Origin of the sequence: Bradyrhizobium sp. HKCCYLS3013 (genome assembly GCF_051167615.1) — a bacterium.
Taxonomy (GTDB): domain Bacteria; phylum Pseudomonadota; class Alphaproteobacteria; order Rhizobiales; family Xanthobacteraceae; genus Bradyrhizobium.
This window is the reverse complement of sequence record NZ_JBNPTK010000015.1, coordinates 17,558-31,126: the sequence shown is the minus strand read 5'-3', so window position 1 is coordinate 31,126 and position 13,569 is coordinate 17,558. Positions and strand designations below refer to the sequence as shown.

Sequence of the window (13,569 nt, the reverse complement as noted above, 5' to 3'; positions counted from 1 at the left end):
GTAAGCGTTTCCTCTCTCTTCCGCCGGACGGGCCGCAAGAGGGTATTCGAGTAAACGCTCGTCGACGGGGTGGGCTGCATCTTGCTGTCTGTTTTCGCGCGCCAATCTGTTTCGCTCACGAGAGCGGGCTGGAAGGCTGGATGCCAATACGGACTGGCGGCACTGCTCCTGGTGCTGGGCGCCGGCTCGGTGCATGACGCCGCTGCACTGAACGAGACCAAGACTCTCTCCTTCCACCATACCCATTCCGGCGAAGATCTCACGGTCACCTTCAAGCGCGAAGGCCGCTACGACGAAGACGCGCTGAAGAAGCTCAACCATTTCCTGCGCGACTGGCGTACCCAGGACGAGACGGTCATGGACCGCCGCCTGTTCGACATCCTCTGGGAAGTCTATCGCGACGTCGACGCCAAGCAGCCGATCCAGATCATCTCGTCGTACCGGTCGCCCGCCACCAACTCGATGCTGCGCCGGCGCTCGGCGCATTCCGGGGTGGCCCGCCACAGCCAGCACATGCTCGGCCATGCGATGGACTTCTACATCCCTGGCGTGCCGCTGGAGCAGATCCGCTTTGCCGGCCTGCGCCTGCAGCGCGGCGGCGTCGGCTTCTACCCGACCTCCGGCTCGCCCTTCGTCCATCTCGACACCGGCAACATCCGCCACTGGCCGCGCATGACCGCCGAGCAGCTCGCCCGCGTGTTCCCCGACGGCAAGACCGTTCACGTGCCGAGCAACGGCGTTCCGCTCAAGGGCTATGAGCTGGCCAAGGCCGAGATCGAGAAGCGCGGCAATGGCGATGACACGTCGTCCAGCCCCAACCTGTTTGCACGGCTGTTCCGCGGTCGTCCGAGCGAGGATGACGAGGAGTCGGGCGAGAGCGAGAGCAAGGCCGACGCCAAGCCGGTTCAAACCGCGGCACTCGCCGCCAAGCCGGCTGACAAGAACTCCTACAAGGACAGCCGGACCGCCGAGCGATCGGTGGACAGCAAAGCCGCCACCGCGCGTGGCAAGATCGTCAACGCCCTGCAGTTGGCCTCCGCGGATGCGCAATCTGCAGCTCAGCCCGTGGCGACCAAGCCGGAGACGAAGTCCGAAACGACGGGCGCCGTCGGCAGCAGATCCAGGGACGGCGCGCCGCAGAGCGTCGCCGACATCATCAATTCGCGCGGCTTCTGGGGTGACAATCCCGGCACGCCGAAGCAGGCCACCCCCGAGCAGGTTGCCGCGATCACGGCGCGCCGTGCGCTGTCGTCGATCGATCAGCAGCAGACCGCGAGCCTGATGCAGGCCATGGCCTTCGCGCCCCCGGCCTCCTCTCCGCTCGATCGCGCCAATGCCGCCTCCTCGACCGTCATCCCGGTGCGAAATGCCCGCCCGGCGACCCGCAGCGTCGCGCCGGTGCCGGAGGCCGCGAAGAACGGGCAAGGTCAGGACGGCGCCATCACGATGGCGACGCGGATCTCGGCGGCCAAGGGTCCCGATTCGACCTGGATGCGGGCCATCATGCTGACGCCGAGCGCTTCATCCTCGATGTCTGTGACGAAAATGGGCGACGTGGACCTCACCGTGATGCGCAGCTATTTCGTCAAGCCGCAGGTCGCGCTGGCGATGAGCTTCGCCGCCGAGCCGACGCCGGGACTGAGCTACGACCAGTTCACAGGGCCGGCGATCATCAAGCTCGAAACCAAATCCTTCGCCATGCGCGCGGCAGCCTTGCGCTGACGCCGCGGCGGCCTGCTAGTCGTTCTCCTCAGCATCGACGGGTTTGGAGTGCGGCGTCGATCGCCGCAACACACGCATGCCGCCGGCGCGCCGAGCCTGATCTGGAGAAAGCGAATGCCCCGTCAGGGGCAGCGGAGATCTCCTGCAGGTGAGCGAGGCCTGCTGCTCAGATCATTCCGAGCGCCTGCATATAGGTCTCGAGGATGCTTTCCTCTTCCTGGCGCTCGTTCGGGTCCTGCTTGCGCAGCCGGATGATCGTGCGCAGCGCCTTGACGTCGAAGCCATTGCCCTTGCTCTCGGCGTAGACGTCCTTGATGTCTTCGGAGATCGCCTTCTTCTCCTCCTCGAGACGCTCGATCCGCTCGATGATCGACTTGAGCTGGTCTACGGCAAAGCGGGTCGCGGGCGAGTCGTCGTCCTTCGCGGCGGCGGAGGTGGCCATCTGATACTCCTGAGTGGAACTCTGTGTCCAAGGAAGGCGCCAAAGGGCGCTACGTGTTCGCCGCGACCCTCAAATCTGGCGTGCCCTGCGTCAAGGCGGCATCGACCTCATCCACAGAGCGCCCACACCTTGTTGGCCTGCGCAGCGTCAAGCCTGCGCAAGCAGCTCGCGCCACTTGTGTTTCGTCGCCATCCCGCGCAGCACCCGATTCGCACATTGCCGCGCCGGACAGCGCGGCTCCTGCGCGTCTGATCAGTGGCCCGGATGCGACTTCTTGAAGGCTTCGCGCTGCTCGGCGCTGGCCTCACGCTGGTGTTTCGCCTTCCATTCCTCGTAGGGCATGCCATAGACCGCCTCGCGGCTCTCGTCCCTGGTCATTGGCGCTCCCTGGGCGTCGGCGGCGTCCTTCAGCCAGTTGGAGAGACAGTTGCGGCAGAAGCCTGCCAGATTCATCAGATCGATGTTCTGAACGTCGGTTCTCGTCCGCAGATGCTCGACGAGCCGGCGAAAGGCGGCGGCTTCGAGCTCGGTCCGGGTGGTGCTGTCCATCGTCATCTCTTTGTTCCCTGTTCCGCGCCGTGACGGATGTCTGCTATATAATGAGGCTTCGTCGCGGATTTGGCCATATCGCAGCACCGTCAGGAGGAGCGAGGCGCTCGATCGCAGCGGCTTCGCACGAGATCGTCATGGCGTTGACAGCCGCAGCCAAGCCCAGCGACATCGTTCAACGGTTGATATAGCGTCGCGCAATGATCCCGAAAATCTCCTCTCTCCTGCATCGCAATCCCTTCTGCCCCGGTTACGGACTGCTTTCGCTGCTTGGGCTGGCCGCGCTCTGTCTGTGGTCCTCCCCTGCGGCCGCCGATTTTCGGCTCTGCAACAACACCTCAAGCCGGGTCGGGATCGCCCTCGGCTACAAGGACTCCGAAGGCTGGACCACCGAAGGCTGGTGGAACGTGTCGTCACGCAGCTGCGAGACGCTGCTCAAGGGCACGCTGGTGGCGCGCTATTATTACATCTATGCGCTGGACTATGACCGCGGCGGCGAATGGTCGGGACAGGCCTTCATGTGCTCGCGTGACAAGGAATTCACGATCAAGGGCACCGACAATTGCCTGGCCCGCGGCTTCGACCGCACCGGCTTCTTCGAAGTCGACACCGGCGACCAGCGCGCCTGGACCGTACAGCTCACCGAGGCCAACGAGCAGCCGGCGCAGCAGCGCGTGCCTGGAATTCCCGGCACGCTTGGACCCGGAGGCAACGTCCCCGGTCTGCCGAATGGGCCGCAGGGCACGCCGCCGGCGGCCGCGCCGGCCCTGCCGCCAGGGCAAGCACCCAAGCCATGAGGCGGCTGCGACGCATCAAGATCCTCGCCACGCTCGGTCCCGCCTCCTCGGACAGCGCGATGATTCGCAAGCTGTTCGAGGCCGGGGCGGACATTTTCCGGATCAACATGAGCCACACCCCGCACGACAAGCTGCGGGAGCTGGTGGCCACGATCCGCAGCGTCGAGGCGAGCTACGGCCGCCCGATCGGCATTCTGGTCGATCTCCAGGGCCCGAAGCTCAGGCTCGGCACCTTCGCCGAGGGCCCGGTTCAGCTCAACAATGGCCAGAGCTTCGTGCTCGATTCAGACAAGACGCCGGGCGATGCGACGCGGGTCCACCTGCCGCATCCGGAAATCCTGGCCGCCCTGCAGCCCGGACATGCGCTGCTGCTGGATGACGGCAAGGTGCGGCTGATCGCCGAGGAGACCTCGCCGACCCGCGCCGTCACCCGGGTCGTGATCGGCGGCAGGATGTCCGACCGCAAGGGCGTGAGCCTGCCGGACACCGACCTGCCGGTGTCGGCGATGACGCCGAAGGACCGCGCCGACCTCGACGCCGCCTTGAACATCGGCATCGACTGGATCGCGCTGTCCTTCGTGCAGCGCGCCGACGACGTGCTGGAAGCCAAGAAGATCATCCGCGGCCGCGCCGCCGTGATGTCCAAGATCGAGAAGCCGCAGGCGATCGACCGGCTCAACGACATTGTCGACGTCTCCGATGCCTTGATGGTGGCGCGCGGCGATCTCGGCGTCGAGCTGCCGCTGGAGCGTGTGCCCGGACTGCAGAAGCAGATGACGCGGCTGGCGCGCCGCGCCGGCAAGCCGGTGGTGGTGGCGACGCAGATGCTGGAATCGATGATCCAGTCGCCGGTGCCGACCCGCGCCGAGGTCTCCGACGTCGCCACCGCGGTCTATGAAGGCGCCGACGCCATCATGTTGTCGGCCGAGTCGGCCGCCGGCAAATATCCGGTCGAGGCGGTCTCGACCATGAACCGCATCGGCGAGGAGGTCGAGCGCGACGTGGTCTATCGCTCCGTGATCGCGGCCCAGCGCCCCGAGCCCGAATCGACCGCGGGCGACGCCATCGCCGAAGCCGCGCGGCAGATTGCGGAGAATCTCGATCTGCCCACCATCATCTGCTGGACCTCGTCAGGTTCCACCGCCATCCGCGTCGCGCGCGAGCGGCCGAAGCCGCCGGTGGTCGCGATCACGCCCAACCTGGCGACCGGGCGCCGCTTGTCGGTCGTGTGGGGCGTGCACTGCGTGGTGGCCGAGGACGCGCGCGACCAGGACGACATGGTCGAGCGCGCCGGCTCGATCGCCTTCCGCGACGGCTTCGTCCGCGCCGGGCAGCGCGTCATCATCGTCGCCGGCGTGCCGCTCGGCACACCCGGCACCACGAACATGGTGCGGATCGCCTATGTCGGGCCGTCGAGCGACGCCCATATCTGAGACGAACGCTAACGCGTCGTCGACCCCAGTCCGGCGGTGGACGGCGCCTTGGCCCGCGCGATCACCGGACAAGCCTCGATCGCAATGCCGGCGGCGCCGGGGATACGCTCGCAGCCGCGCGACGCATCGATCTCGAGGTTGTAGTCCGCAAGCGCCTCGAGCCGCGGCGGGTTGTCGTCCGGGCTGTTGGAGAAATACAGCGCCCATACGCCGCCCGGCAACGGATCGGCCAGGCCGTTGCGAACGCGGCGATCGAGCACGCCGCCGGGCACGATCGGCACGACGAGCTCCGACAACTGATAGACGCGCGAGCCCTGGGGCAGGAACGACGTGACGTAGCCGAGCGGCTTCTGCAGCAGCAGGAACGTCGCCGGACGTTGCAGGCTGGCCGCGAGCTGCGGCCGGTAGGGATCCGACCACGGCCGCCGCATCCAGTCGGTCGGCTGCGATGCCAGCGCGATGCCGAGCGCGGCCATCACCGCGACGGCCTGCGTCATCCGCCGCGGCGGTGACACGTCCAAGCCAGAGCCCGCCTGCCAGGACTCAATCAGGCGGATGAGCAGCAGGACCATCAGCGGCGCCGACAACAGCTCGAGCGGCATCAGATAGCGCTGGATCGAGAAGGCCAGCATCCACAGGACGTAGCTGAGCCAGAAGAAGATCAGGAGCCGCCGCTCGCGCAGCGGCAGCACCTCGCGCCGCTGCCACAGGCCGGTGACGATCAGCGCGACGAGCAGCACGATGACGACGGCGAAGCGCGGATCGCGAAACGGCCATTCCGACGAGGGATGCTTGCCGATCACCCAGTAGAACGGATAGGCGAGCGCATCGAGCAGGCCCTGCGGCATGAAGCGCGTATCGACGATCGAGGCGAGCGGCGCTTCGGGCGACCGGAAGATCGTGTTGTAGAACGGAAACAGCGGGCTGCCGTAGTCGCGCGTCATCTTCAGCGCCCACGGCCCCGCAGTCACGATCACGCCGGCCGCACTGCCCGCTCCGAACGCGGCGATCGCGCGCCAAGGCCGCGCCACCAACAGCAGTGACACGCCGGCTCCGACCAGAAACGTCGCATTGGTGAGCTTCAATCCCGTGGCCGCGCCGATCAGCAGCCCAGCGGCGACGAAACGGCGGCCGCGCTCATCGTGCTCCCCGAAGATCAGCGCGATGCCGGCAAGGATCGGAAGGGTCGTGAGAATGTCGGCGAAGCTGGTACCGACCTCGGACAGCGCCATCGGACTGAGGGCCGCGATGAGGATCGCCGCGCTGAGCGTGAACGCGTCCGCCAGGCGCCCGAGCAACACGCGCGCGACCCAGTAGACCAGCGCGAGATTGAGGCCGTGCAGCGCGCCCAGCGCGACGCCCCACCACGGCGCATCGAGCCCGTGGCGGACGGCATAGGGCAACACATAGATCAGCGGATTGAGGAAGCTCTGAAAGCCGCCGGGCGCCACATCGACATCGAAGCGGCCATGCAGCAGCGCGAAGCCGGCATAGTCGTGATAGTTCTGCCAGTCCCAGTTGATGTCCTCGCCGGCCAGATACGCATAGACGGCGCCGGCGGCGGCCGATCCGGCGATGACGAGGCGCGTCGCCAGAGGGTTGCGTGCAATCGACATCGTCCGAGGAGGCACCTGGAGTGGGGCAAGGCGGTGCTCTCGCGGCACGCCAGCCTCACCATCGCCGCGCCGGGTGAATCCTTGCTTAAGCGCGGACTACGCGCCGACCAGGCTCCTGACCGGCAGCACGGCCTGCACGACGAGACCGCGCGCACGCGCGTCCATGACGCCGACCGCGCGCAGCGCCAGCAGGGTGACCGCCTGAACGGTGTCGCGGAGTTTGGCAGGGTCGTCGGGATTCTCCGTCGCCAGCGGCCCCACCAGCGCCTCGTGCAGCGCGCCGAGCAGCGCGGTCGCGGCCAACTGGGTGTCCTGCGCCGGAAGGTGGCCGGCACGGACGGCCGCGTCGATCCGCGAGGCGATCTCGCCGACGATCTCGCGGCGGCTCGCGATCCGTGACGCCGTCACGTCGACGTCGACGGGCTCGGCCAGGATGCCCCAGGCGAGCTTGCGCTGCGACAGGACGTGCACTGCGACCGTGGATACCGCGGCAGCCAGCGCCGAGGATGGACCGGGCGCGGCATCGGCGGCGCGCCGGACGGCGGCGAGCTCGTCGCGCGAGACTTCCGCGATCAGCTCCGAGATCAGATCGGCCTTCGAGGGAAAGTAGCGATAGACGGTGCCGGCTGCGACATTGGCCCGGACCGCCACCGGGGCGATCTGGACGGCCGACATGCCGCCTTCGGCGGCGGTCTCACGGGCGGCAGCCAAAATCGCGCTGCGGCGGGCCGCCAGCCGCTTCACGACCTGATGGGTTCGCCGATAGACCATGGCGTTTCTCGTCCCGGACGCGCTCGTCCAGGGCACCCGGCGAACGCTGGTTCAGTGTTTTTGGAGGATCGACCTCACAAAAGGCAGTAAGAACTGAACACCTGTTCACGAAGGAAGACAAGGGAAATCATGACCCTACCCGGCCCCGATCAGCGAGTCAGGCGCTCGCGAGCGCCATGTCGGCGGGCGCCGGCTGCCGACGCCACCACGAGCCGGCGCGCGCCAGCACCAGGCCGGCCATGATCAGGTTGGCGGCGAGCCCGAGCGGAATCCCGGACAGCATGAACGTGATCTGAAGCGCCGCGATGCCGCCGAGCGCGGGCAGCTCGTAGCGGCGAAAGCCCTCGGCGAGGCCGATCCGCACCAGCCAGGCCACGGCGACGGCCTGAACCATCATGTCGTACATGAACAGATACGGCGTCGTCAGCAGCAGCCCGACGGCAAGCGCCGCCGCCTTCAGCGCGTAACGTACCGGGCTGCGCCACAGCGTCACCAGCACGACTGCGACGGTTGCGGTCAGGACCCATTGGAAGGTCCAGCCGAGCGCTTCCGAGCCGCCGAAATAGCGGACCAGCGAGAACAGGCTCTGCAGCTTCCACCAGGTCGCCTTGCCCTCGGTCAGGAACGCCTGCGAGAACATCGGCAGCCAATGGAAGAAGGCCTGCCAGCTCTCCAGCCCGAAGGCGAGCCATGACAGCAGTGCCAGCACGACGGCGGTGACGCTCGCCGACATGAACGCGGTCCAGCGCTGGGTGGCAATCAGTACGATCGGGAAGAGCAGACCGTATTGCGGCTTGTAGGTCAGCAGCCCGAGACAGATCCCCGCCAGCACCGGCCGCACCGGCAGCAGATAGAGCGTGCCGCCGACCAGCGCGGCGGTGAGGCATCCGTTCTGCCCGACCAGCGCGTTGGAGAACAGGGCCGGAAAGCCGGCTGCCAGCAGCAGGCCGAAGCCGCGGCCGACGATCGCGCGCATCGCGAGCGCATAGGGAACGAAGCTGGCATAGACCCAGCCGACGAAGGCGAGCGTGTAGGGAAACTGCGCCAGGAACGCCGCGACGAACAGGAACGGCGGCGGATAGTGCCAGGCAAAGTAGCCCGGGAAATCCTGCCGGAGCAGATCGAGCTCGACCTGGCGCTGCACGTTCCAGTCCCAGGCCAGCGCTGGATGTCCCTGCAGCGCGAGCTTGCCGGCCGCCCACACGTTGACGAAGTCGGTGGGAATGCCGAGACCCGCCTGGTCCCAGATCCAGGTGCCGGACCACAGTCCGGCCGGGAAGAACGAGGCGTTGATGCAGGCGAGCGCAAAGCAGACTGCGAACAGGCCAAGCGGAACGTCACGACGCTGCGATGGGATCGCGGCGGCATCAGGATTGTCAGCCATCTGGACCTCGCCCCCGCGCCTGCATGGGCGCTCCTCATCGAGACATAGGCGGGGACGCTTGAAGAAGGCTTAAGCGTGGGCGACGGAGCGCGGCTGCCGGCGCCGCACCGATTGTTTACTCGCGATCTGTATCGCAGGGGTCCGAATGCAACCGACGGCGGCAGGCCGGGGAGATCCCATGTTCGTCTATCGCGCTCTCATCGCGGTGCTGGTCTGCGCCATCTGGCCGGCTGCAAGCCGTGCCCAGGACAAGGCTCCCGTCCGCGTCTCCTCCGACGTCAGCTATGAATATCTGGCCCGCTGGGACGTCGCCCGGCTGAACACCATCCTTGCCGTCGACACGCCGAAATTCGCGGGCGTTTCGGTGACCTACACCCCGGCCCGCAACGCCGTCAGGCTCTATCGCGTCACCTATGCGTCCGTCATCCCCGAGCGCGGTAACAAGCCGATCACGGCGAGCGGCCTGCTCGCGGTGCCCGAGACCGGCGAGACCAGCCTGCCAATGGTGTCCTATCAGCACGGGACGGTGTACGGGAAGCAGGAGGTGCCGTCGTTTCCGGAGCAGTCGCCCGAGACCCAGCTGATGATCGCGCAGTTCGCAGGACAAGGTTATCTGCTGATCGGCGCCGACTATTTCGGAATGGGCATCTCGACCGAGCCAGAAGGCTACATGGTGAAGGCCAGCCATCAGCAGGCCACTTACGACATGCTGCGGGCAAGCCGCGCCGTGCTCGAACAGATGAAGTTGACGAGCGCCAGGCTCGACATCGCCGGCTGGTCGCAAGGCGGCTTCGTGACCATGGCCTTTCTCGAGAAGCTCGAAAGCGCCGGCGTGCCGGTGACGGCGGCGGCGACCGCGAGCGCTCCTGTCGACGTGTCCGTGGCGCTCAACGGCTTCCTCAGCTTCCCGCGCAAGAACGACGCCGCTTGGGTCAATTCGCTGTTCATCCTGTCGGCGTTCGCGTTCGAGAACTACTATGCGGTGCCGGGGCTGGCGCGCTCGGTGATCAGCGACAGCTACTACGATGTCGCGCGCAAGGCCTATGAGCGCGAGCCCTTCAACGTCGCCGACGTCCCGACCGATCTGCACAAGCTGCTCAAGCCCGACTATTTCGATGCGGAGTATTTCGCGGCGTCGGCCTACGGCCGCCTGGTCGCGCAGACGCAGGCCTATCGCTGGATCATCAAGACGCCGGTGCGCAACTATTACGGCGAGACCGACGAGGCGATCTCGACCGGTCTGGGCCGGCTGGCGATGACCTACCAGCAGGCGATCGGGGCCGGCAACAGCAAGGTCGAGGCGGTGTCGACGGGACCGACAAGCCATCGCGGCACGTTCGCCACCGCCGTCCCGCAGTGGAAGGCCTGGTTCGACAAGCCGTAAGGCGCGCGGTGCCGCTGGATGCGGTCCGCGGCACCCCGTCAACCACGGACTTGGCAAGAGCTAACACGCTCATCACCCGCGGTTCGGACCACCGCCGGCACAGATCTCCAAACAAACAAAAGGCCCGGCTGCGAGCCGGGCCTTCGTTTCTCTTAGTCTTCCGGATCAGACAGGCTGACCGCCGGAAGCCTGTCGCGTCTATCAGCTCACGCCTGGGGCTGCGGCTCCAGGCCGGGATCGGGTCGCGGCCGCGGCTTGCCGGCCGGCGGTACGGCCGACGCGCGCGGCGTCGACGGCTCGATCGCCGATTCGCGGTTCGGCTTCTTGCCCTTGAGCAGGTCGAGAATCTCCTCGCCGGTCAGCGTCTCGTATTCCAGCAGGGCCTGGGCGATCGCTTCCCAATCGTCACGCTTCTCGGTGATGATACGGCGCGCCTCCTGCTCGCCGGCCTCGATCAGGCCGCGAATTTCCGAGTCGATCAGGCGGGCGGTATCGTCGGAGATGTTGGTCGAGCGCGCCACCGAATGGCCCAGGAACACCTCCTGCTCATTGCTCTGGTAGCGGACGCGGCCGAGCTTGTCGGACATGCCCCATTCCATCACCATCGCTCGCGCGAGGTTAGTGGCCTGCTGGATATCGCCGGTGGCGCCGTTGGTCACCTTCTCCGGCCCGAACTTCTGCACCTCGGCCTCGCGGCCGCCGAACATCATCGCGAGCTTGGAGACGCACCATTCGCGGGTGTGCGAGTGGCGGTCGGCCTCGGGCAGCGACTGCACCATGCCGAGCGCGCGGCCGCGTGGAATGATGGTCGCCTTGTGGATCGGGTCGTGGCTCGGGACGTTGAGGCCAACGATCGCATGGCCCGCCTCGTGATAGGCGGTCAGCATCTTCTCTTCCTCGGTCATGACCATCGAGCGGCGCTCGGCGCCCATCAGCACCTTGTCCTTGGCTTCCTCGAACTCGGACTGCGTGACCATCCGCTTGTTGCGGCGGGCGGCGGTCAGGGCGGCCTCGTTGACGAGGTTCATCAGGTCGGCGCCGGAGAAGCCGGGCGTGCCGCGGGCGATGGTCTTGAGGTTGACGTCCGGCGCCAGCGGCACCTTGCGGACATGAACCTTCAGGATCTGCTCGCGGCCGATGATGTCGGGGTTCGAGACCACGACCTGGCGGTCGAAGCGGCCGGGACGCATCAGCGCCGGATCGAGCACGTCGGGACGGTTGGTGGCGGCGATCAGGATCACGCCCTCATTGGCCTCGAAGCCGTCCATCTCGACCAGCAGCTGGTTGAGGGTCTGCTCGCGCTCGTCATTGCCGCCGCCGAGGCCGGCGCCACGATGGCGGCCGACGGCGTCGATCTCGTCGATGAAGATGATGCAGGGCGCGTTCTTCTTCGCCTGCTCGAACATGTCGCGGACGCGGCTGGCGCCGACGCCGACGAACATCTCGACGAAGTCAGAACCCGAAATGGTGAAGAACGGCACGTTGGCTTCGCCGGCCACGGCGCGCGCGATCAGCGTCTTGCCGGTGCCCGGAGGGCCGACCAGCAGCACGCCGCGCGGGATGCGGCCGCCGAGCCGCTGGAATTTGCCGGGATCGCGCAGGAATTCGACGATCTCCTGCAGGTCCTGCTTGGCCTCGTCGACGCCGGCGACGTCCTCGAACGTCACCCGGCCATGCGCCTCGGTCAGCATCTTGGCGCGCGACTTGCCGAAGCCCATCGCCTTGCCGGCGCCGCCCTGCATCTGCCTGGAGAGGAAGATCCAGACGCCGATCAGCGCGATGAAGGGCAGCCAGGAGACCAGCAGCGACACGAACCACGGCACGTTGTCGCCGGGCGGCTTGGCCTGGATGTTGACCTTGGCGTCGTACAGCCGCTTCACGAGGTTCGGATCGCTCGGCGCGTAGGTCTGGAACGACGAGCCGTTCTTGAAGGTGCCGTGAATCTCCGGCCCCTGGATCACGACGTCGCGCACATTGCCCTGATCGACCTCGGTCAACAACTGCGAGAAGTTGATGTCGGTCGACGACGCGCGTTGCCCCGGGTTCTGGAAGAGTGTGAACAGCGCCAACAGCAACAGGACAATAATGACCCAAAGGGCGAAATTGCGCAGATTGGCGTTCATCGATTTTCCTTCGTGGTCGCGCGGATCGCGGCCGTTAGTCCTCGGACTCATCCCTGGGTAGCCACGAGGGAATCCCCCGGTCGACCGTCTCGTAATCTAGGTACCACTCACGGCAATGCCAAGGGAACTAGAAAGGACTATTTATCGCATCCTAGCCCGATTCCCGCTCAAAAAATGGCGCGGGAAAGCGTCGCCAAGGCAGGTGGTTAAGCGTCCGCGAAGGCGGTGAACCGCTTCAAATCCCGCGCGAGCGCCGCGGCGGCGCGGGCGTGATGCGGATCGTCTCTCTCGTCATGCTTACCAGTGCACCAGCCAGGGTCTGTTTTAGCCTGCCCGGAGCAGACGTACCACCATCTGCGATCCCCGCAAGAGTCCGGTCCAGCCTCGCCAGCAGCGACTCTGCCTTGCCGAGTTCCACGGGACCTTCGGTTCCAATGCGATTGATCGCGCGGATCAGCAGCCTCAGCCTGATTTCGGCTGGAAGTGCGACAAAGGCGCGCGCCTCGAAGGTCTCGCCGTGACCCCCGCCGACCGGCCTGCTCCCGGCGGCGCGCAGTGCGAGATAGCGTTCGGCGCCATCCACCATCAATTCGATCGCGGCGTTGGCCCGTCCGAGCCGGTCGGCCAGCGTCGCCAGCGTCCGGGCATCGCCGCCCTCCGCGGCCAGGGCCGGCATCAGGGCGCGCAGCCGCGGCCGGGTGAAGGCGGGATCTTGATTGGTCGGGTCATCTGCGAACGGGATTCCGGCCGAGCGCAGCGTCGCTACCAGCCGGACTTTGGCAACGTTCAGCAGGGGCCGCGCCAGCAACACCCCTTCACGCTCGCTGAGCGGTGCCATCGCCGCGAGCCCCGCAATGCCGCTGCCGCGCAACAGCCGCATCAGCACCGTCTCAGCCTGGTCGTCACGGGTGTGGGCGGTGACGACGTGTCCGGCACGCGCCTGCCGCGCCGCGCGCGCCAGCAGGCGGTATCTTGCCAATCGCGCCGCTTCGGGAATCCCGGTGTCCGGCTTCGCGTCGGTCCAGCGAAGGGTCCGGTGCGGAATTGCGAGCCGGCGCGCGATCTCCTTCACCATGCGGGCTTCACGGGCGGAGTCGCGCCGCAGCGCATGGTCGACCGTCACGGCCACAAGGTGCGGTCCCTGTGCGAGCCCCGCACGCCACCGCGCCGCGAGCCACATCAGAGCCATCGAATCGGGACCGCCCGATACGGCGAGCACCAGTGCGGGCGCGGCCGAAAGCGGCGCGAACAGGCGCTCGGCTTCGGCGGCGGAGATCGCAAGATCGGCTTCGGAACGGGCCTTCGACATGGCGCCGCAGCCTATCCGCCCCGCCAGTTATAGGCGAGA

At 67.0% G+C, this 13,569-nt stretch carries 11 protein-coding genes; 4 read left to right on the top strand and 7 right to left on the bottom strand.

The window, feature by feature from the left end:
• Window positions 1-81 precede the first annotated feature (81 nt).
• Entirely contained in the window at window positions 82-1,722 is a 1,641-nt protein-coding gene (locus tag ACQR1F_RS24265; protein ID WP_434914002.1) for a DUF882 domain-containing protein, read from the top strand.
• 166 nt (window positions 1,723-1,888) lie between these two features.
• On the opposite strand, the gene ACQR1F_RS24260 is transcribed toward ACQR1F_RS24265, so the two are convergent.
• Window positions 1,889-2,164 (bottom strand): DUF2312 domain-containing protein, encoded by a 276-nt coding sequence (locus tag ACQR1F_RS24260; protein WP_008961835.1) that lies wholly within the window; start codon window positions 2,162-2,164, stop codon window positions 1,889-1,891.
• A 252-nt stretch (window positions 2,165-2,416) separates the two neighbouring features.
• A complete protein-coding gene (locus tag ACQR1F_RS24255) occupies window positions 2,417-2,713 on the bottom strand; it encodes a DUF1244 domain-containing protein (RefSeq protein WP_316179843.1) in 297 nt (98 codons plus the stop codon).
• A gap of 200 nt (window positions 2,714-2,913) precedes the next feature.
• Here ACQR1F_RS24255 and ACQR1F_RS24250 point away from each other — a divergent pair, with 200 nt between their 5' ends.
• A complete protein-coding gene (locus tag ACQR1F_RS24250; RefSeq protein ID WP_434914001.1) occupies window positions 2,914-3,510 on the top strand; it encodes a DUF1036 domain-containing protein in 597 nt (198 codons plus the stop codon).
• Complete coding sequence (gene pyk / locus ACQR1F_RS24245) at window positions 3,507-4,943, top strand: pyruvate kinase (RefSeq protein ID WP_315802597.1); 1,437 nt, start codon at window positions 3,507-3,509, stop codon at window positions 4,941-4,943. The genes ACQR1F_RS24250 and pyk overlap by 4 nt, the downstream gene beginning before the upstream one ends.
• A gap of 8 nt (window positions 4,944-4,951) precedes the next feature.
• On the opposite strand, the gene ACQR1F_RS24240 is transcribed toward pyk, so the two are convergent.
• The 3 genes from ACQR1F_RS24240 to ACQR1F_RS24230 all read right to left on the bottom strand — a co-directional run bounded on the left by ACQR1F_RS24240 (window position 4,952) and on the right by ACQR1F_RS24230 (window position 8,714).
• The gene (locus ACQR1F_RS24240) at window positions 4,952-6,559 is read right to left on the bottom strand and encodes a glycosyltransferase family 87 protein (RefSeq protein WP_434914000.1); all 1,608 of its coding nucleotides are present in this window, start codon (window positions 6,557-6,559) and stop codon (window positions 4,952-4,954) included.
• Between the two features lie 96 nt (window positions 6,560-6,655).
• On the bottom strand, window positions 6,656-7,330 hold the full coding sequence (locus tag ACQR1F_RS24235) for a TetR/AcrR family transcriptional regulator (RefSeq protein WP_315802595.1): 675 nt from the start codon (window positions 7,328-7,330) through the stop codon (window positions 6,656-6,658).
• Window positions 7,331-7,487: 157 nt separating this feature from the next.
• Window positions 7,488-8,714, bottom strand: a complete 1,227-nt coding sequence (locus tag ACQR1F_RS24230) for a glycosyltransferase family 87 protein (protein WP_316217937.1) — start codon at window positions 8,712-8,714, stop codon at window positions 7,488-7,490.
• 178 nt (window positions 8,715-8,892) lie between these two features.
• Between ACQR1F_RS24230 and ACQR1F_RS24225 the strand changes: the two genes are divergently transcribed.
• Window positions 8,893-10,098, top strand: coding sequence for an alpha/beta hydrolase family protein (locus tag ACQR1F_RS24225; RefSeq protein ID WP_434907208.1), 1,206 nt, complete (start codon window positions 8,893-8,895; stop codon window positions 10,096-10,098).
• Window positions 10,099-10,304: 206 nt separating this feature from the next.
• Here ACQR1F_RS24225 and ftsH read toward each other — a convergent pair whose 3' ends face one another.
• Together ftsH and tilS are read right to left on the bottom strand one after the other, a co-directional pair.
• Window positions 10,305-12,221, bottom strand: a complete 1,917-nt coding sequence (gene ftsH, locus ACQR1F_RS24220; protein WP_315802592.1) for an ATP-dependent zinc metalloprotease FtsH — start codon at window positions 12,219-12,221, stop codon at window positions 10,305-10,307.
• Between the two features lie 235 nt (window positions 12,222-12,456).
• A complete protein-coding gene (gene tilS, locus ACQR1F_RS24215) occupies window positions 12,457-13,530 on the bottom strand; it encodes a tRNA lysidine(34) synthetase TilS (RefSeq protein WP_434889607.1) in 1,074 nt (357 codons plus the stop codon).
• Window positions 13,531-13,569 lie beyond the last annotated feature (39 nt).